Annotated in this window: 15 protein-coding genes and 1 pseudogene; 8 read left to right on the top strand and 8 right to left on the bottom strand. The window is 66.7% G+C overall.

All coding sequences use genetic code 11. The features are described 5' to 3' along the window. Positions 1–3: 3 nt before the first annotated feature. Together OG858_RS31225 and OG858_RS31230 are read right to left on the bottom strand one after the other, a co-directional pair. The gene (locus OG858_RS31225; RefSeq protein ID WP_319068841.1) at positions 4–1272 is read right to left on the bottom strand and encodes a beta-ketoacyl-[acyl-carrier-protein] synthase family protein; all 1269 of its coding nucleotides are present in this window, start codon (positions 1270–1272) and stop codon (positions 4–6) included. A 176-nt stretch (positions 1273–1448) separates the two neighbouring features. After that, positions 1449–2699 (bottom strand): lysylphosphatidylglycerol synthase transmembrane domain-containing protein, encoded by a 1251-nt coding sequence (locus OG858_RS31230; RefSeq protein ID WP_328544222.1) that lies wholly within the window; start codon positions 2697–2699, stop codon positions 1449–1451. Between the two features lie 1034 nt (positions 2700–3733). On the opposite strand from OG858_RS31230, the gene OG858_RS31235 reads away from it, so the two are divergent. After that, positions 3734–4108, top strand: a complete 375-nt coding sequence (locus OG858_RS31235) for a (2Fe-2S) ferredoxin domain-containing protein (RefSeq protein WP_319068914.1) — start codon at positions 3734–3736, stop codon at positions 4106–4108. A 369-nt stretch (positions 4109–4477) separates the two neighbouring features. On the opposite strand, the gene OG858_RS31240 is transcribed toward OG858_RS31235, so the two are convergent. Continuing rightward, entirely contained in the window at positions 4478–5182 is a 705-nt protein-coding gene (locus OG858_RS31240) for a hypothetical protein (protein ID WP_328544221.1), read from the bottom strand. A gap of 254 nt (positions 5183–5436) precedes the next feature. Between OG858_RS31240 and OG858_RS31245 the strand changes: the two genes are divergently transcribed. Then, positions 5437–5610 (top strand): hypothetical protein, encoded by a 174-nt coding sequence (locus tag OG858_RS31245; RefSeq protein ID WP_319068846.1) that lies wholly within the window; start codon positions 5437–5439, stop codon positions 5608–5610. Here the strand turns inward: OG858_RS31245 and OG858_RS31250 are convergent. The 4 genes from OG858_RS31250 to OG858_RS31265 all read right to left on the bottom strand — a co-directional run bounded on the left by OG858_RS31250 (position 5585) and on the right by OG858_RS31265 (position 8212). Further along, positions 5585–6559 (bottom strand): S8 family serine peptidase, encoded by a 975-nt coding sequence (locus OG858_RS31250; RefSeq protein WP_319068847.1) that lies wholly within the window; start codon positions 6557–6559, stop codon positions 5585–5587. The genes OG858_RS31245 and OG858_RS31250 overlap by 26 nt on opposite strands. Before the next feature lie 47 nt (positions 6560–6606). After that, complete coding sequence (locus tag OG858_RS31255; protein WP_319261547.1) at positions 6607–6891, bottom strand: hypothetical protein; 285 nt, start codon at positions 6889–6891, stop codon at positions 6607–6609. Between the two features lie 42 nt (positions 6892–6933). After that, positions 6934–7809 carry a cyanobactin maturation protease PatG family protein gene (locus OG858_RS31260; RefSeq protein WP_319068848.1) on the bottom strand — a complete coding sequence of 292 codons (876 nt, stop codon included), beginning with the start codon at positions 7807–7809 and terminating at the stop codon, positions 6934–6936. Positions 7810–7984: 175 nt separating this feature from the next. Further along, positions 7985–8212: a hypothetical protein gene (locus tag OG858_RS31265; protein WP_319068849.1), complete on the bottom strand. Its 228-nt coding sequence runs from the start codon at positions 8210–8212 to the stop codon at positions 7985–7987. A 310-nt stretch (positions 8213–8522) separates the two neighbouring features. Between OG858_RS31265 and OG858_RS31270 the strand changes: the two genes are divergently transcribed. The 5 genes and pseudogenes from OG858_RS31270 to OG858_RS31285 all read left to right on the top strand — a co-directional run bounded on the left by OG858_RS31270 (position 8523) and on the right by OG858_RS31285 (position 13807). Further along, entirely contained in the window at positions 8523–8807 is a 285-nt protein-coding gene (locus tag OG858_RS31270; protein ID WP_319068850.1) for a hypothetical protein, read from the top strand. 32 nt (positions 8808–8839) lie between these two features. Then, positions 8840–9005 (top strand): annotated as a pseudogene (locus OG858_RS48570) (IS256 family transposase); the annotation flags it as partial. Positions 9006–10918: 1913 nt separating this feature from the next. Further along, complete coding sequence (locus tag OG858_RS31275) at positions 10919–11131, top strand: hypothetical protein (protein ID WP_327724887.1); 213 nt, start codon at positions 10919–10921, stop codon at positions 11129–11131. Positions 11132–12042: 911 nt separating this feature from the next. Further along, a complete protein-coding gene (locus tag OG858_RS31280) occupies positions 12043–13104 on the top strand; it encodes a DUF262 domain-containing protein (RefSeq protein ID WP_327724888.1) in 1062 nt (353 codons plus the stop codon). Continuing rightward, a complete protein-coding gene (locus OG858_RS31285) occupies positions 13091–13807 on the top strand; it encodes an MAE_28990/MAE_18760 family HEPN-like nuclease (protein WP_327724889.1) in 717 nt (238 codons plus the stop codon). Before OG858_RS31280 ends, OG858_RS31285 begins: the two co-directional genes overlap by 14 nt. A 1200-nt stretch (positions 13808–15007) precedes the next feature. Here OG858_RS31285 and OG858_RS31290 read toward each other — a convergent pair. Next, positions 15008–16249 carry a hypothetical protein gene (locus tag OG858_RS31290; RefSeq protein ID WP_327724890.1) on the bottom strand — a complete coding sequence of 414 codons (1242 nt, stop codon included), beginning with the start codon at positions 16247–16249 and terminating at the stop codon, positions 15008–15010. Positions 16250–16807: 558 nt separating this feature from the next. Here OG858_RS31290 and OG858_RS31295 point away from each other — a divergent pair. After that, positions 16808–18652: an IS481 family transposase gene (locus tag OG858_RS31295; protein WP_328545291.1), complete on the top strand. Its 1845-nt coding sequence runs from the start codon at positions 16808–16810 to the stop codon at positions 18650–18652. Positions 18653–18657 lie beyond the last annotated feature (5 nt).

Here is an 18657-nt window from a genome sequence, read left to right on the forward strand (position 1 = left end):
GGGCTACGTGGCGCGCCGTAGCGCGAGGACCGCGTTGTGGCCGCCGAAGCCGAAGGAGTTGGTGAGGGCGAGGTCGCCTTCGGGTGGGAGGGGGCGGGGGGCGGTGGTGACGAGGTCGAGGGTGATCGCGTGGTCCTGGTCGGCGCAGCCGATCGTCGGCGGGATGACGCCGTGGTGGAGAGTCAGGGCGGTGACCAGGGCCTCTACGGCACCGGCGGCCCCCTGAAGGTGCCCGAGGCTCCCCTTGAGCGCCGTGACGGGCACCCGGCGCCCCGACAGCACCGTGGTCAGCGCGTTCGCCTCCGCGAGGTCACCGTCGACCGTGGCGGTGGCGTGCGCGTTGACGTGGACGACATCGGCGGGTGACGCCGCCGCGTCCGCGAGTGCCCGGTGCAGCGCGAGCGCCACCCCCGCGCCCGAAGGATCGGGCGCCGCCATGTGATGCGCGTCGGCGGACAGTCCCCAGCCCGCCGCCTCGCAGTAGATCCGCGCACCGCGAGCCCTCGCACGGTCCTCCGCCTCCAGCAGCAGAAAACCCGCCCCCTCGCCGTTCACGAACCCGTCCCGGTCCTTCGCGAACGGCCGGGACGGGCTCCCCTCACCGCCGTTCAGCCCGTGCCGCGACAGCGCCCGCATCGCCGCGAACGACGCCATGATCGCCGGAGTCACCACCGCCTCGGCCCCGCCCGCGAGCGCCACGTCCACCCGCCCGTACCGGATACGGTCCACCGCCTGCCCGATCGCCTCGGTACCGGAGGCGCACGCACTCGTGACGGTCCGCGCCTCCCCGGTGATACCGAGGTCGAGGGAGATCTGCGACGCCGCCTGCGAGGGCACGCACATCGGCGTGGTGAGCGGCGAGACACTCCGCGGCCCCCGGTCCCTCAACTGCCGGTCGCCGGCCACGAGCACCGACGCGTCACCGAGGATCGCCCCGGCGGACACCCCGACCCGCGCCGGATCGAGCCCGCTCGCCGCCGTACCGACGGGGTCGAACCCCCCGTCCCGCCACGCCTCCCGCGCTGCCAGTACCGCGAACCGCGCGGCCCGGTTCATCCGCCGGGCCCGGGGCCGCGGCAACAGGTCGGCGGGATCCACCGGCACCGTCCCCGCGACCCGCACGGGTAACTCCGCGAATTCCTCCCCCTCCAGCTGCCGAATCCCGCAACGCCCTTCCAGCAGCCCCTGCCACAGTTCGCCCACACCCACACCGAGCGGCGTGATGGCCCCCAGCCCCGTGACCACCACTCGCCGCCCCACCGAGTACGACATGCGCCATCCCCCAGTCCTCCGGCCCCGTCGGGCCTCTTGTCCCAGAGATGGTTCCAGCTTCAACTGCCCACTACACCCAGCTACGGCGTGCCGACACCAGGGCCTCGCTCACGGCATGACGACACCGGGGCCCCGCCCGAGGGCACCCGGTGCTCGTGCGCGTACGCCGGCCCGGCTCAGAGCACCTTCGCGCGCACCAGCGCCGACAGGACGAGGGTGCCCGGGAGGAGGGGGAGCCAGACGGTGAGGACGCGGTAGCCGATGACGGTGGTGGTGGCGAGGGTCGCCGGCGCGCCGAAGGCGACGAGCGCGAAGACGAGCGCCGCGTCCATGGGGCCGAGCCCGCCCGGCGCGGGCACGGCACCGGCGGCCGTACTGGCGACGAGGTAGGCGAAGAGCATCTGAGTCCAGGACACCGGCAGCCCGAGCGACGAGCCGACCGAGGCGACCACGGCGCCCTGGCACAGGGGGAAGGCGGCGGCCCCACCCCACAGGGAGAGTGCGCGGACGGGTCGGCTGTGCACGAGCCGTGTGTCCGTGAGAGCGGAGCGCAGCCCTCCGATGAGGGGCCGCCGCAACGGTCGTACGGTCGTGATCAGGGTGACCACGGCGGCCAGGCTGACCCCGGTGATCGCGCCGACCAGGGCGAGGGTCTCGCCTTTCGGGAGGAGCTCGGCCAGGCGGAGCGTGCCCGGGAAGGCGACGACGAAGGCGACGATCACCAGCGTCTTGGCCACCGGTTTGACCGCCGAGTACAGGGCGAGCGAGGAGGTGGCACGGGCGAGGGGCATGCCGCGGCCCCGCAGAAAGCGCAGGACGACGGCGTGGGCGCCGATGTTGCCCGGCAGCGCGTGCCCCGCGGCCCCGGCGGCGAACTGCACGGCCAGCAACTGCCCCGGCGGAAGCCGCTCCGGCACCGCCCCCTGCCGTACGCATGCGGAGGCCACCGAGCACAGGGCCGTGAAGACGACACCGGCCAGCAGCCACCGGGGGTCGGCCGACGCCAGCCGCACCGCCCCGTCGTGGACCGTCCGCCAGTCGACCGTCGCCCACACCGCGAGCAGAGCCAACGGCAGCAGCATGAGAGCGAACCGCAACCGCCGGGCGTTGGCGGCCGACCGGGCGGGGAGCAGCGCCTGCACCCTGGCGGGCAGAAACGCCCTGACGCGCGCCGGGCGGTCGACCGCGTCCTGGCCGGGGGCAGGGGCAGGGCCGCAGGGGGAGTCGGAGAGCGCCTTGGGGACGGAGCAAGGGGCGAGGCCGGGGTTGGGATCGAGATCGGGGTCAATAGCCGTGGCCGTGGCCTGGCCCGGGACTCGGGTGAGGTCCGGGGGCCGGGCCGGGCTGGGTATCAGGGTGAGGGGGTCGGTGACCGGGGACGGGGTGGGCCGCGAGGGGGGCGGCGCGTCGAGCGGGAGCGGGAACAAAGGGCACGTCGTCCTTCCGCGTCGCGCTGGTACGGCGGGGACCGCACCGGCGGAGGCAGGGCAAGTCAAGAACGAAGGGAACCCCAGGACCGTTCCCACCCCAAATGACTCCCCGGTATGCACCACCCGAACTCCTGCCACTGACAGAACGACGACACCACTTCCGAACAGCGACTCTGCCACCGAAGCCCGTCCGAACCCCACCACCCCACATGAGACACAAGTCACCTTCCGGCCACCCCGGCACCGGGCCCCTGCCGAGATCATCACGACCGTCGGTCCACCGCCGATGCCTCCCGACGGGTCCGTCGCCGGCCGGCCCGCGCCGCTGGCGCCGCGGCCCGCCTTCGAGCTGGCCTGTCCCGCCGGGCTGACGCAGCGGTGGTCTGCCGACTCCCACACCCCGGGACGACCTGTCCGAACCGAGGGCCGCCGACACTCATCCGGCTGCTGGGCTGCTGGGCTGCTGGGCTGCTGGGCTGCTGGGCTGCTGGGTCGGCGGGTTACCGGGACGGCAGCCGCTGGGCCGCCGGGCCGTCACCGCTTCCGGCGCCCGGCGTGCGCCCCGCGCCCCGCTCCTGCACCGGCCGAGCACCCTCCATCGCTGCTGTGCTCGCCACCCTCGACATCTCCGGCACCCACGCGATCCAGCAGCAAAACATCCCCCGCCGTTCAACGGACGACGGACGACGGACGATGGAAGACGGGCGACGGGCGACGGGCGACGGGCGACGGGCGACGGACTACGGACTACGGACTACGGACTACGGACGACGCCACGGTGATCGGCCACCTGGCCCGCCCCCCCCGCTCCCGGCCCCGGCATCGGGGTGGGGTTGGCTCCCGAATCGGGTTGGGGGCGGTCCCGAATCGGGTTTGGGGTCCGGGTTCGGGGCCGGGGTCGAAGAGGCGGAGCCCCTGGTGGCGGGATTGGGCGGTGCGACGGGGGCGAGTAAAATCCCCATGGTCAAAGCCCAGTTCACAAGCTCGTGAGGCCACCGGATGACACCCCCCACACTCACCCGCCCGACGCCCTGGTGACCCCCGCACAGTCGAAAACGGGCCCCACCCCCTGCCGGGTGACAGTCTGCCGAGACTGCTGCTGCGGCACCCCCAAACTCCCCGGCGTGGACCACGAGGCCCAGACCACCCGCCTCCGAGCCGTCGTCCCCACCCGAATCTCCACCTGCCTGGACGCCTGCGACCAGGCCAACGTGATCGTGGTCCAACCCTCCTCGACCGGCCGAGCCGCCGGCGCCCGCCCCGTCTGGCTGGGCCTGGTCAACGACCCCGACGCCACCGAGGACATAGTCACCTGGGTCCAGTCCGGCGGCCCAGGCATCACCCCCATGCCCCCCATCCTCGATCTCTACGTCTTCACCCCACCAAACCGCCGAACCACCACCTGACGCCTCCCGCACCCCACAAGCTCCCCGTCCCACCGCCCTGCCCCGCCCCGCAAAACGCGAAGCTCCCGAACGTTCCGGTGCCTGTAGCCCTGCGTGGTGACGAAGCCACCGGGGACCCGCACGGCCGGCGCCGGCCGCGCGGCATGGCCCAGGCCGACGCAACGGCCCTGGGCGCTTGCCTGAGGCGTACCCCATGACTCGTCCGGGGTGGCCAAGGCCCTTCGTTGCAGGGTCTGTAGTCGCTCGGGAGATGTGCAACGAGTTGAGCGTGCGCCGTCGAAGCCTCAGTGGCTGAGCCCACAGCCGGTCATTCGAGGCAGTTCGATTCCCCAGGGGCCGGCTGACGGACTCATGGGGGACCGGCAGAAGTCACCGCAGATCGCTTCCCGTGAGGAATCGATGGGCTGCCCGCAGACCTGCCTCGTCCCTGGCCCACAGCCCCCAATTGTCCAGCCGCTCCTGCTGAAACAGCTCCGCGAACGTCCGCCACAGGTGTACTCGAAACCCGTCGGACTCCCACCACCACTCCGTGTTCCCGGAACCTTCCCGGATCAAGGACAGCCGTGAAGCCGCCTCCCTGACCCCCGCAGTGGACTGTCCTGCCTTCTTCTCCACCACTGGGATCCAGCTCTCGCACTCCCAGTACAGTGCGTCCGCCTCGATCAGGGCGTCGGCGTCCGGGAACACGGCCACGTCCACGCCGAAGCGGTACACCACCGCGCCGTCGCTCCGCAGCTTCACGGAATACGGGTGCGCCACCTCGTGGTCGACGAACTCCGCAAGCGGCCCGTGGTCCACGCTGTCCTCGTAGTACGGCCACGGCTCGAAACGAATCTCCTCCTGGAACGACCAGGCGGAGGTGCGATAGACCAGCCCGCCGTAGCGGTCTTGGGCCTGCCGGAGCCCGGCGAGCGTCATCGTGGTGTCCACTTCGGGAAACGGCGCGAGCCGGGCGATGACCTCGGTGTCGTCCGGGTTGTCCTGCGTGGGGAAGGGAACGGTGCGGGCCCGCGCTGCGAGGAAACGCCGCCCCCTGTCCGTCAGCCGTCCCGGTGTGTTGAGGATGTACTGCATCAGGCCATCATCTCCCTGCCCCTGAGATCATCCATCTGAGCGGAACCACTCCTCTGTGGGGGCACAGGGCTGCACGGTTGCGTCCAGGGAAGTGGTGTACGGGTTCGACCTGATCCGGGGGTTTGCTCAACGCGGCCTGGTGACCCGGGAAGAATGCGCCGAGGACGGACGCGGCATCGGGATGGTGCCTGCATAGACGAACGGCCACCGGCTGATCTTTCAAGACGACCAAGTCTTTGAAGGAGATCAGCACGATGACCGCATCCGACAGTCTGCCCCTGCACGCCCTTGCCGAGGACAATCTCGCCTCGGCGAGTCCGGACCCGCTGCGTGCGAGGGTCAAGACGTTCGCCGACGCGCTGATATTGCCGGTCGGGGGCGCATCGATGAGGAACACGGTGATCAGCAGAGGGATTTCGGATTCTTGAGCGGCCGGTTGCCGTGCGGGAGGGGGGCGTTGCCGGTCCGGGCGAGTGCGGTGTACGCGGCCCAGGCGTCCAGGAAGGGCGGGACGACCGTGCGGCGGGGGCCGACGGCGGTGAGCAGGAGGGCGGACCGGACGTCGGCGGGTGGGGCGGCGGGGAAGGCGGACAGGAGCAGTGCGACGGCGCCGGTCACGAACGGGGCGGCCGCGCTCGTGCCGGTGACCGCCAGCGGGCGGCCGTCGACGCCGAGGCCGAGGCCGACGACGCCCTCGCCCGGAGCACCGAGGCCGCGTGCGCCGATCGAACCGCCCAGATTGGAGAGGTTCATCGGCCGGCCCCGCCGGTCGTACGCGACCACGGGGACGGTCCACGGGTGGCGGGTGAGGACGGAGGTGCCGACCGCGCCCTGGTTCCCGGCGGCCACGATCGTGATCACGCCCCGGTTGGCCGCGTGGTCGAGCGCCCACTCCAGCTCGCGGTGGTCCGTGCTGGAGGGGCGGTCGGGCGCGACGCTCAGGTTCAGCACCCGGGCGCCGGCGTCGACGCACTCGACGATGGCGGCCGCGAGGTCCTCCGGCCGCGCGGCCGGGGTGACCGGGACGGCGGGGGCGGCGGGTCGGCCGGTGACGCGGCCCGCCGCGAAGATGGGGCGCAGCAGGAAGGTGCAGCCCGGGCAGATGCCGGGCGACCGCGAGGTCCGGCCGGCGCCGAGGAGTCCGACGACGTAGGTGCCGTGGCGGCAGGACGCGTCGTCGCCCGTCGGGCGGCAGGGATCGTCACCCTGCCCGCCCCGGTCGCCGGCCCCGCCGGGCAGCACGCGCAGGTGTCCGCCGGCGAGTCCCGGGTGGCCGAGGGCGACGAGGCCGTCTACCACCGCCACGACGATCTCCGGCCGGCCGGCGCCGCGCGCCATCAGGCGCGCGAGCCCGGTCTGTTCCAGCGGTTCCGCCATCGCACCGTCCTCGGTGTGTCGTCATCCTCGGGCCGTCCAGGCCGTCCTCACCAGACGTTCACGGCGACGCGACGCGTGAACGGTCCGTCGGAGCCGGGGTTGTTGCACTCATGACGGCAGTCCTTCAGGCACTTCTGGCACCGGAAGCCGTAGGGGTACCCACGGCACGCCGAGCGGCAGACGATGGGGCACTCCACCACGCTGCAGAATCCCGCCGAATCGTCCTGCGGGATGACGGCGGACAGGCGGCCGGCACGACCACCGCCGGGTGTCCGATAGTGTCCGCCGGTCCGCTGGAGCGCCGATTCGGCGGTGAAGCCCGGAACATTCATCTCTCACACCTCCTTGGTCCCGCGCCGGTCGGGCGGCACGGATCAACGGTCGTAGTAGGGAGCAAGCTTGTTCACCAGGAACGGGAAGACTTCGGTCACGTCCACCCGGACGAAGAACTTCTCGGTCACGTCCGTCTGGCGGCCCGTGTAGGAGAGCACGACATCGAGGACCCGGCGGGCACCGCTCAGCCGGGACTCGCGGAAGACGACCCCGCTGAGGCTCGCGTCGGCGGCGAACGCCTCCACGGTCTTCTCATAGATGCGGGGGTACCGGACCGCGAGGTAGTTGATGGCGCGGTGCTCGTCGGTGTCGCCCGCGTTGTCCCCCAACTGCATGACACGGCGCAACAGTTCGTTGGACGAGCGGGTGAACCACTTGTCGCTCGTCCCCTCCGGCTTGCTGATCTCCGCGATCAGCTCGTCGCTTGTGAAGGAGTAGACCTGTTCGAAGGCCACGACCGGGAGGGTCAGGCCGTTGCAGAGCGACGGCGGGGCGAGCGGCCCCCGGTGTCCGATGACCACATCCAGGTCGGTGCCCTTGGGTTCGGGGCGGACGGCTTCGACGAGCCGGTCGAAGTCCACGGGATCCCGGGGCCGGAGGATGTACGTCTCCATGCCCTGGACGCTCAGCACGTAGCACAACTGCCGTGCGAGATAACGGTTCTCCGGCCGCGCGATGGCCGCGCAGACGGCTTGCCGGTCCGTCAGGTTCGCGTTCGCGGACCGGGCCACCGCCTGGGCGACCTCCTTCTCGACCGCCAGGCTCGGGGCCCGGAAGTCGACCTGGCCGAGCACGTACACGTAGTTGCTGGCGGTGTCCGGTGCGACCTGCTCCGTCCGCGCGGCCCCGCATTCGGCACAGGTCGGGACGATGGCGGCGTCGGCGGCGGCCAGCGCGAGGACCGGGTCCGGATGCACTGGGTGTCCCTGGGCGATCGGCGAGTCCGTCGCAGGACCGGCCCCGGGACCGGTCGGGAGGTCTGCCGGGCGATCAGTCGGGGGACTTGTCGGGAGGTCCGCCGCGGGTTCCGTCGGGTGGTCCATGGGTGACTCCTTGTGCCTTGCGGGGCTCGTGCCGTACGGGCCGCGGGCCTCACGATCGGTGACCGCGACCCGTCGAGAACACCAGCCATCGGTTGAGCGCGGCCGCGCGTTGTTCGCAGCCGCCGCAGGGCTTCCTCACCCCCATCGTGCTCGTCACGCGCTTGACGGCGTCCCCGAGGCCGATGGACTCGTCCGTGACGAAGCCGGGGAGGCGCACCCGGTGCGGGCGGCGTTCGCCGGCCCGGGCGGTGCCGTCCTGCTTCTCACCTTCGGTCATCCTTCTCACCCCTCGGGTGGCGGGCGGTCGCGGTCCGCGGCAGCCCGGCCGGGAGAACTGCCGGAAACGACCGGGTAGCAACCGGAGATTCGGGAACGGACAGTGACGAACAGTGGTGGGGGATGGGCAGTTGGGCACGAGGACTCACACACACTCGCGCTGATTCCAGACTGCGCCAGCCCGCTCCGTCGCGCACCTTGGCGCGCACCCTGCGCGTAACCTGGACAGTGAGGCTGCTCGCTCGGGGGCGTCGGCCGAACTGCGGTCGGCGCGGCCTGCTCGTCCGGATCACCCTGACGGGAGCGACACCATGACCATCCCCGGATTCCACGCCGAGGCGGCCGTCCGCCGGATCTCCGGCCGGTACACGACAGGCTGGCCCACTCGGAGCCTGCGCCGCGCCGCCGCCGAGCGGATCGTGCCCAGCTTCACCGAGGAGGAGCGTCAACAGCTGATCTTCTGCAACCAGCGCGTGGACAACTGCCTGGGCGACTGCGAACCCCTGGCGGACAACTTCTACGAGTGGCAGCGGTGCAGCCAGACTTGCTGGGAGTACTACGACCAATGCGTCGCCGATCCGCCGCTCGAATGGTAGGCGCCCGTCGCATCCGCGTCATGGCGGGGCCGGCAGTCCGGCCGCCGGCCGCCCTGGCGATGGTGTTCAAGCTGGTGGAGTCCGCGCAGGACCGCTGGCGCGGACTTACCGGAGCCCACCTGGTCGCGCTGGCTCCGTTCCGGCGCCAAGTTCGAGAACAGCGTCCTGGTCGAACGCGAGGAGGTCGCCGCAGCCTGATCACGCGTCAACCGATCCACAACTATTGACAACTGCTCCGACCTGGCACGCCGTGCTTCGTAACGTGGCGATGGCGCCCATTAGAGTCTTTCCGGCCACCACCTTGGAGGGAAGCCCCTTCCGCAAGGACCCCGCCGTTGACTACCGCGTCCGCGGATGGATCTTCGTAGCTCGATCGGACTGGGCACCGGGTTGGTGGGAAGTTTTCCCTTATTCGTACCAGGTGGACCCGCGCATCGTCGCCAACCCTGAACAGGCTCGCAACCTTCTGCCGGCCGTCTCCTCTACGGGCGGATACCGGCGTGACGCGGCCGTCGCCCAGACCTCGACATACACCCGCTCCGAGCGGCACACGCCTGCACATACGCGAAGACCCCGGCCTCAGCGTTTCCGCTGGTGACGGGGTCTTTGGGCACCTCATGAAGGGTGCCCCCGGCAGGATTCGAACCTGCGCACACGGCTCCGGAGGCCGCTTGGCAACGGGAGAACACAGCAGGTCACGACCCTGGAAGTGGCAGATCAGGCGGGGCGAGTCCACGGATAGGCCACGGAAGCTGAGCACCGCTCTAGCCGTTCGATCCGAGTCCGCTCCGACTGCTGCCTTCCACTGATGTGAGCCGTTAGTCCCATAGCACCACGCTCAGCGTGACTGACTCGGGAAGGATGGGATCGGCGGATTTGATGGAGAAGGCACCCAAGGCGCCTTCGGTCGTAGCGAAGCAGTAGGTTCCGCCCATCCCATTACCTCGGAAGACGCCAATCCAGGCAGGCCCTTGGGAGAGTCCAGGTGGCAGTCGCTCCTCACAATCGGCTCGGTCCAAGTCCGCTACATCTCCCGGTGCTTCGGCAGCATGACCACTGAGTACGATGACTGTTGGAGATGCCTGGTAGTCACCCCGAAGATCATCATCGACGCCAGATAGCACCGGCTTTTTGGTATCGAGCTCCATACCTTCCGATGAGGCCACGTTAAGAGCAAAGGGCAGCGTCACCGGTCCACGCCAACGCACCGCGGCGGGAGCTGACTGCTTGGGCTTGTCCTCTTTTGGCGCATCGGGCGAGTCTGGCGGGGTCGGACTGGGCGAGTCCTGCTCTGTTGGTGACGCCGACCAGATCTCATCGCTCGTGACAGGGGGGACAGGTGGTGGCTCGCTTCGACCGCAAGAGGAGGTGATGACTGCGCCGATAATGGCAGCTGTGGCCGCGATCAGTGCCACCGTGATGCTGACCCGCGCCGTAGTCCCACTCGGCCCCGCAGCGGAAGCTGACCCTGGAGGCGTAGGCGCCTGCGATGTAGATCCGTCACCAGCACCTGGCTGGCCACCTGGAGTTGTGCCGGTCATGCTTCCCACCCCCGTGCTCGGACCCCCCAATACGGGCAAGCGTAGCGGTACGGTTACGGTAAGTGGTGCTGATCGGCTGACGGCCTCTGAGGGGGACGACGGCGTTTACCCATGGCGGTTCATTGACCCACTAGGCCGGTGAGCTCGGCGGCTGGTACGCCCCAGTTGCAGGCACGCCCTGCGCGGCAGTTGCGCGAACCTCAGCCGACGACAGTCAGCCACGAGGGCGGGTGCGCCGGCCGATCAGGTGCGCGTGTGTCTCGCTGTACCCCCACCGGCATCAGCCACGCTATTGGCATTTGCCGTCGACAAGAGCAAGCACCGACGGCGAAGCCGTGACCAGAGTGCCTGAGCCCTCAGCTTGGGAAGCTGCGGGCATTTGGGGCTGGCTCGGGTGCTGACCTGGGCGAACGGCTAAGGGGTGGCCTCGGCGGGCGTGACTGCGGTCCCCGTGATTCCCTGCTGTTCCCCGCTCGATCTGGTGCGCTTGTGGTGCGATCGAGCAGTAGCCCACCGGGGGCGCCCGAAATTGGTACGCGTTCGGGGCTCGGTTGTCGGCACCCTGGGGTCATGAGTCGTTGGAAGCTCTACGACAACTGGCACGCCGATCTGGCCGGCCTCTCTGTCGAGCAACTCCGGGAGCGCAGGGCTTTCGCCGCTCAGCGGGTTGAGGGTGCCGTGGCGCGTGGCGTGGGCCGCAACCCCAAGGCCGCGCGGGAGTGGCGGGAGAGGCTTCGCGCTGTCGATGACGAACTCCTGAGGCGGGGTGTCCAGAAAGCGTAGCCATCGTGTGAGCCATCTGAGCCTCAGCCGACGACGGTCAGCCACGATGGCGGGTTCGCCGACCGATCAGGCGCGCGTGTGCCTTGCTGCGCCCCTACCGGCCTCAGCCACGCTTCAAGGTTTGTGTCGACCAGCGCAACACGTGACGGCCGGCCCGTGACGATCCCGGCGCCTTCTGATCCGTAGCTCTACAAGCAGGGCGGCCGTGTGGCGTCGCTACGACGAGGCATCTGAGCGCCGACGGCCGGAGAGCCGGCGCCAAGCCACCAAGAGATTGATTACGAGTAGCGCCGCTCCCGCCAGGGGCCAACCCACAGATCCACCGTCACGGTAGGTCTGAATGCCCACTGCCAGCGCTATGACGCCGATCACCGGACCCATCAGGTCCATGACGGCGTCCAAACGATCTGTGATCTTCGACAGGTTGGCCACGGCTTGATCGTGACAGGTCAACGCCGTATCTGCACAGAGATGCCGCTGCCCAGTGTTTGTCCACAGCAAGCTGCGACGGCCGGACCGCCGTCGCACATGAAGCTCCTTGCTTTCCTCAGCTATGCCATGACGCCAGCTCGTAGCCGGTCTCGCAGCCATGGGCGGGACCGTAAACCATGGACTGTCAGTGAAGGCTGAGCACCTGTGGCGCGGTCAGCGGCTTCCGCACCGTGCGCACGCTTTCCAACTGTGGTGGTGGGGTGGTGGGCTGTGTGCGGGGGCGTTCACCTGCGTTCATGCGCAGCCGACCGCTGTTGCGGAACCTCCGCTCGGTCCACACGGAACGCCCGTGAACGGCGCTGAATGAGACGGAAACTGAGACGGCCCACAGCACAGAGCCTCACGAGACGTGGGAGGGCGAGGCATTGGACCGCTCGATACCCCTCGCTGCCCATACCACCTGACACTAGACTGCGCGCATGCCTGGATCCCACTCCCTCGATAACCTTGAAGAGCAGCTGCGTGGAGAGCGCGGGAGAGTTGACGTAGCGGTTCATAACTTTTCTGTCCGCGAATTGGTGCGCATGATTGCGGATGAAGAGTTGAATGCCTCCCCTAGTTATCAGAGAAAATTTCGCTGGACGGAGAGCGACGAATCTCTATTCATTGAGTCCATCTTCCTCGGGCTCCCTGTTCCGCCGATCTTCGTCGCCACCAACGTCGGATTTCAATGGGAAGTGGTGGACGGGCTACAGCGACTCTCAACGCTTGCCCATTTTTTGGCGCGCGATGCGGCTGAAGCTCGCGATTTTCAGCGGCACAGCCCACTAAAACTGGAGAAGCTCGAAAAGCTGACGGAGCTGAACGGGTGCACCTTCTCGGATCTCCCGAGAAACCTGCAAGTGTACTTTGGTAGGCAACCGTTGCAGGTTATTTCACTCACCGATAAGAGTGACCTTCAGGTGCGATTCGATGTATTCGAAAGACTCAACCGTGGCGGAATTCAGCTCACGGCCCAAGAGGTGCGGGCGAGCGTCTATAGAGGGCGTTTCTACGATTTCATTGAAGAACTCTCTATGGATGCACGCTTTGATGACATTCTCAAGTTGCAGCGCGCGCGGCAGGATGATGGCACGAGAGCGGAGCAGGTCCTCAAATTCTTTGCCTACAAAAACTATAAGGAGCATTTTGATGGCAAGGTAGAAACGTTTCTAAATAACTACATGCAGGCGGCTAATAGTGACTTCAAATATGCCATAGAAGGTGAAATTTTCGATAAGGCGCTTGCGGCTCTACATGCGGCTTGCGACGGCCAACCGTTTCTTCGTAGGCAAACTCCGGTCACGCCCCTTGTGCAATTCGAAGCGTGCCTGGTTGCGGCAGGAGAGCTGATTCAGGAAGGCACGCCGATCGTACAGGTTGCGCCAGATTGGCTAGAAGACGAGGAGTTGAGAGCTTCTACCGGTGCTGGCACTAATACTCGCTCTATGTTGAACAGGCGCGTTAAGCGGGCAAAGGAACTGCTCAGTGGCACCGCATGACAACCTGGTTATCGACATTCATCTTCGAGCAGATAAGTTCCTTCGCCGAGTGGATGACCTTAAGAAGTTCCTGGCGTTGGTCACAGGAAATTCGCAGACCTCAGGAAATCCAAGATGGTCCAGCGAAAGCCGTGATGCGCGGGCCCTTGCCATCGTCTGCGTCATGGCGGAGCTGGAGTCTTTCACTAAATATCTAATCCAAGAGACTCACATGGCCATCAACTCGTCCGCTGTCACGATGGGCGACCTGCGATCGAGTCTCCGCCAGCTCGCCGCGCACACGACTTTTGAGAGTCTTCGTGAGCTCAATGATCACAGCAAATTATGGGAACGACGAAAATACGCAACGACATTGGACGTTTGTGCGGAACCGGTAGAACTTCCCGTCAACCGAAGACAAGCGCAGCCTCCTCTCGATGGAAAGACGCTTAAACCGGAACACTTCAATCGGCTTTGGGAGATATATGGCCTGCCTGGCCTTTCTTTCCCATCGGCTGCTTGGAGTGCGTCTCTTCAGAAGATGGCAATGCTGCGCAACGACGTCGCCCATGGCAACATTTCGTATGTTGAGATCTTTCAACAAGCGGGAGTTTCACTCTCCGACGTCGAAAGGTATGTCGACGACATCGTCGAATTCTTGATTCACCTAGTTGACTCTTGGTGTCAATATCTTTCGGAAACTGGATACTTGAAGGGTCCCTAAAATGAGTCGGCGAGCCTCAGTGGCTTCGTCATGCCGAGTGGAGGCCATCGATCGGAAACGGCCCCCAATCGGTATAGTCTTTATGATCTAGCCTTATCTTTATCAGGTCGATCACAGGGGACTGTCGACATCGGTCAACCTGGCCTGCGCCTCGGCCGATCGTCCACTGAGGTCCGCCGCCGAGCGCTGCTGTTCGTGCTTGTTGGTGTCAGCCGTTGATGTCAGTCGCCACACGCGGTTTTTGCAGGGGCGACGCTGTTGAGCGATTGGGGCTGTCCCCGGTGTGGCGGAGGATGGTGCTCATGTGCGCTCTTTTCGAACCCCCCGAGCCTCGCCGCGTCTCGCCGGGCGAGTACCTGGTGTGGGACCAGGCTCTCGCCCTTCTGAACCGGGACCTGGCGGTGACGCTTCCCCAGCTGGAACCCCTGCAACTGCTGGCCGTTCCGTCCTACGCTGCGGATGAGCCGGAGGACGTCTACGTCGGCATGGCCAACGGCGAGTGGCACGGCAATTGCCTGGACCCGAACTCACAGGACAGCCTTGTCTCTGCACTGGCGAGTGTCGCCGATGCCGCGCGAGAGACCGTCATGGAGCTTCTGTGGCAGGCGTGGCCCCTGTGCTCCGAGCATGGCCTGGGTATGCATCCAAGGGAGGATGCACAGGAGCGACTGTTCTGGTGGTGCGCAGGAGAACGGTTGCGTCGCGGCCCGGCTCATATCCCATCCCGTCTGCCGTCGACCCACACACCGTGGAGCGGGCGTGGTTCAGGGCGTCAAGGTGGAGCGCGCCATTGTACGAACGACCTTGACGCCCTGGGCCGCGTCTGCTCGGCTCTGCCTGGGTCGACGGCAGACGGGATGGGGGCTCCCAGCGCACGCCACCACGGGCCGGCACTCGCGAACGTCCCCCTCCATCTCGGAGCCTGAGCGCCCCCGCCGGAGGCCTGTTCCTTGATGGGTCGTCATTGGCTGTCGGCGGCCCATGGACGCTTCGGACGCGGAACGCTGTTGGCCCAACTTGCCGTGTCCCAAAACTCCTCGGAGTGTTGGTTCCTCGTCCTTCGTGGCTGGCCAGATGCTTTGGAGGGGCGCTGACGTGGTTGCGGCTGTGTTACGGACCCATTGGGGTGAGCGAGAAGGTTGCTATTGCCACAATCGGTCTCGATCTCGGCCGCGCAAGTTGATGCGGAGAGGATCAGCCTCAGCTCTGAGTCATTTTAGCCGGAGGATCCGGCGGCTTCCCGATACCGGACAATGTTGTTTGAGCCTTCTGGTCAATAAGATGGGTGACGAGCTGCTGAGCGGCTCCGAAGATGACCGCCCAAGCTAGAATTTGTATCGGTGTGTCGAGGGCGCTCAGTCCAGGAAGGAATGCTCCCCGAATGAATAGAATTCCAATCAAAGCCGCTATCGCTCCAAGTGGAAACTTCAGAGTAGCCGCCGCTAGGGGGAGCGAGTAAGGGGAAGTGTGATCGTCACTTATTCTTCGCAGGGCGACAATTGTAGTCAATGCTGCCCCCAAGAGCCCGGCAAGTTCTACAGAAAGAACATCCAGGCGGTCAGTGTAGTCGTCAAGGAAGCGGCGATTCTCGTTAACGACCTCTTCGCCCGTTGGGCAGACGATCACATCCTCAGGAGTCGGATTTTCGGCACTGGTAATCAAGTCCCCCTTCTGTGGATGATCGAAGCACAGGTTCAGAGTCTGTGGATCAAAGAATCCCCAAATGGCAAGGGCGGCAGCCCCAATAAATGTAAGACCAGTCGCCATCCACAACATGTTGGCAAGGATTCGGACCCGCCGCAGTCTGCCGTCGAGGGAGGAGTAGGCTATGCCTAGTGCCTGGATGATGGTGATGCGATCTTGCTTGGGTATCTTCGCCTCTTTTTTGGTCTCATCCGTGACTGATTTGATTGCTGCTGCTGCTCTTGAGCGCTGAGGGCTATCTTTGTGAATGTACTGTTGGATCATTGCCTCGACGAAACCGCAGCGGGCTCTCACTTCTTCATCGGAACTCAACGCCAGCAGATTCACGTCGGCGGCTCTCACGTTTGCCCATACTCGCTCGAGCCTATTTGCCTTCCTGGGCAATTTATACCATTTGCGCTCTTCTGTGCATGCCGCTTCGGCGATCCTGAGGTGATTCCTGGCTCCGGCGAGAAGCTTTTCTTGCCTGCAGCTACTCTCCTCGCACTCTTGAATGTTAAGTTCTGTTCTGAGGTAGCGTATCCAGGCGAGTGGAAGTTCCAGCCAGGGGGCTTTCGATGCGGTATTTGCCAGTCCATTCTCAATAGCTTGTTCTGCCTGAATAGATTGCTCTTCTGTACTTGCGGTGGCGCGTTCTGCCTTGTTTTTTGCTCTGGGTCCAAGGTATAGAAAGGTGGTGCCTTGGTGCCTGGGAGGCGGCTCTTTCCCTTTAGGGGTGGACTGGGGGTCATGGGTCATCGAAGTCACCTCATTGGGTCAGGGTGAGATCGGCAGAGGTAGCAGGCTCGCAGCTTCACTAAAATTGTGTCAGCTGCTACGCGAGGGGAGGGAAGGTGGCTGGAAATTTCTCAGCGCACCAGGTCAACACTCCATACTGAAGCCGGCTGGCGTAGATCGGATGGTCAATTAGGGCGGAGCCCAATCTCGCTTTCAGAATACGCCTTCTCGTCGTGGTGTGCTCAACTTGCGGTTCCCGCTGGCTGCTCTACTCACGGTGTACCACTCTTCGGTTGGTGGCTGATTGCTGTAGCGCGCGGCACGGGCGTCGGCCGGGCTGGAGCGGGACGGAGGCAGGAGCGCAGGCCCGGCCGAGGGCCGGGCCGCGCGCGGGGAGCGGAGCGAGCCGCCTTGAACCGGTGAAGAAGGTTGTTACTCAGCAGTGGATGTGATGCGTGTCCGGTCCCGGGAGATGCTTGACACTTCGATCCCAGCTGATGGTTGACGGTGGCCGTGATCGGCTTTTCTGTGCACGTTGTTGTGGCGTGTGGCGGGAGGCCGGGATTGGCTCTGGTGGAGTTGTCGGTTGTCGAGCAGAGATACCGGGCTGTGCTCGCGGTGCTGGCGGGTGCGACGGTGACGGAGATCGCCGCGTCGCTGGGGGTGTCGCGGCAGACGGTGAGCGGGTGGAAGTCGAGGTATGCCGCCTCGGGCCTGGCGGGGCTGGCGGACCGGTCACGCAGGCCGGCCTCGTGTCCGCATCAGGCCTCCGCCGAGGTGGAGACGGCCGTGTGCGAGCTGCGGCGCAAGCACCCTCGCTGGGGTCCGCGGCGGATCGCTCATGCGCTGGAGCGGTCCGGGGCGGTGAGCCCGCTGCCGTCACGGATGACTGTGTATCGGATCCTGGTCCGTCACGGTCTGGTGGAGCCGGGGGTGCGGCGGCGGAAGCGGTCGGATTACAAGCGCTGGCAGCGGGACCGGCCGATGCAGTTGTGGCAGATGGACATCGTCGGCGGCGTGATGCTGGTCAACACGGTGACCGGTGAGCTGACCGAGGCCAAAGTCGTGACCGGGGTGGACGATCATTCCCGGTTCTGCGTGATCGCGTCGGTGGTGGAGCGGGCGACCGGTCGGGCGGTCTGTGCGGCGTTCGCGGGGGCCCTGCGGAGGTTCGGGGTGCCGGAAGAGGTGCTGACCGACAACGGCAAGCAGTTCACCGACCGGTTCGGGCAGGGCGGTGAGGTGTTGTTCGACCGGATCTGCCGGGAGAACGGGATCGCGCATCGGCTGACGCAGCCGGCGTCGCCGACCACGACGGGCAAGGTGGAGCGGTTCCATCAGACGCTGCGGCGTGAACTCCTCGACGACTGCGGCGCGTTCGAGAGCATCGAAGCGGCCCAGGCGGCACTGGATCGTTGGGTGCAGGAATACAACTCGATGCGTCCGCATCAGGCCTTGGACATGCAGTCTCCGGGAGACCGGTTCACCCCGGTGCCCGAGGAGGAGCGGGACATGCTGGGGCTGAAGATTCCCGGAGTGCTGGCGCTGGTGCCGCAGCAGCGGACACCTCCAGCGGACCCGGACCCGGACCCGGACCCGGCTCCGGCTCCGGCTCCGGCTCCGGCTCCGGCTGAAGCCTCGGCTGTGCCCGCCGCCCTGCCTGAGGTGGTCCCGGCCGCGGCGGTGGAGCCCGGTGGGCCGGTGGAGTTCGATCGGGTGGTGCCTGCGAGTGGGAATCTGCAGGTGGCGGGCAAGCAGTTTTGGCTGGGTCCGGCCCGTTCGGGGCTGACGGTGACGTTCTGGGCGGACACGTCGGTGATCCATCTGCTGATCGCTGGGACGCGGATCAAGAGCGTGCGGTCGCACCTGTCGGTGGCTGACCTGGGACGGCTGGCTGTCCGGGGCGGCCGTGCGGCCGGACCGGCCCCGCTGCCTGCCGGTGAGGGGATGGCGTTCGAGGTGGACCGGGTCGTGAACAACAGCGGCCTGGTGGGCCTGGCCGGGCGCCAGGTGCTGGCCGCGGAGATCCTCGGCGGCCGCCAGGTGGGCATCCGCCTCGACGACGAGACGCTGTCGTTCTTCGACCCATCCTCGCGAGAACTCCTGCGGGTGCGGCCCAACCCGCTGACCGGAGAGGAAGTGCGTCGGCTGCGGGGCCTGCGTCCGGCCGGACCGCCACCGCGGCCGGGCATCGAGCCGGTGCGGGTGCAGCGGCGGATCAGTGCTGTGGGCACGATCATGGTCTGCCGCCAGAGCGTCTCCCTCGGCCGCCCGTACGCAGGCCAGACGGTGACCGTGCACGTGTCTGAGACGACGATCACCGTCGAGCTGGACGGGCAGGTCCGGGTCATCCGGCGCACGACCGACATTCCCGTCCGCCACGTCAAGGCGAACAAGCCCTACAAGGTTTCCGATGTTGTCTAGGCCCA

This window comes from Streptomyces europaeiscabiei (assembly GCF_036346855.1).
GTDB classification, from domain to species: Bacteria; Actinomycetota; Actinomycetes; order Streptomycetales; family Streptomycetaceae; genus Streptomyces; species Streptomyces europaeiscabiei.

What these genes read in the sequence shown, in the direction of transcription:
- OG858_RS31225 (WP_319068841.1), bottom strand. Translation starts at nt 1,272, where the DNA reads ATGTCGTACTCGGTGGGGCGGCGAGTGGTGGTCACGGGGCTGGGGGCC.
- OG858_RS31240 (WP_328544221.1), bottom strand. Translation starts at nt 5,182, where the DNA reads ATGCAGTACATCCTCAACACACCGGGACGGCTGACGGACAGGGGGCGG.
- OG858_RS31245 (WP_319068846.1), top strand. Translation starts at nt 5,437, where the DNA reads ATGACCGCATCCGACAGTCTGCCCCTGCACGCCCTTGCCGAGGACAAT.
- OG858_RS31250 (WP_319068847.1), bottom strand. Translation starts at nt 6,559, where the DNA reads ATGGCGGAACCGCTGGAACAGACCGGGCTCGCGCGCCTGATGGCGCGC.
- OG858_RS31255 (WP_319261547.1), bottom strand. Translation starts at nt 6,891, where the DNA reads ATGAATGTTCCGGGCTTCACCGCCGAATCGGCGCTCCAGCGGACCGGC.
- OG858_RS31265 (WP_319068849.1), bottom strand. Translation starts at nt 8,212, where the DNA reads ATGACCGAAGGTGAGAAGCAGGACGGCACCGCCCGGGCCGGCGAACGC.
- OG858_RS31270 (WP_319068850.1), top strand. Translation starts at nt 8,523, where the DNA reads ATGACCATCCCCGGATTCCACGCCGAGGCGGCCGTCCGCCGGATCTCC.
- OG858_RS31275 (WP_327724887.1), top strand. Translation starts at nt 10,919, where the DNA reads ATGAGTCGTTGGAAGCTCTACGACAACTGGCACGCCGATCTGGCCGGC.
- OG858_RS31280 (WP_327724888.1), top strand. Translation starts at nt 12,043, where the DNA reads ATGCCTGGATCCCACTCCCTCGATAACCTTGAAGAGCAGCTGCGTGGA.
- OG858_RS31290 (WP_327724890.1), bottom strand. Translation starts at nt 16,249, where the DNA reads ATGACCCATGACCCCCAGTCCACCCCTAAAGGGAAAGAGCCGCCTCCC.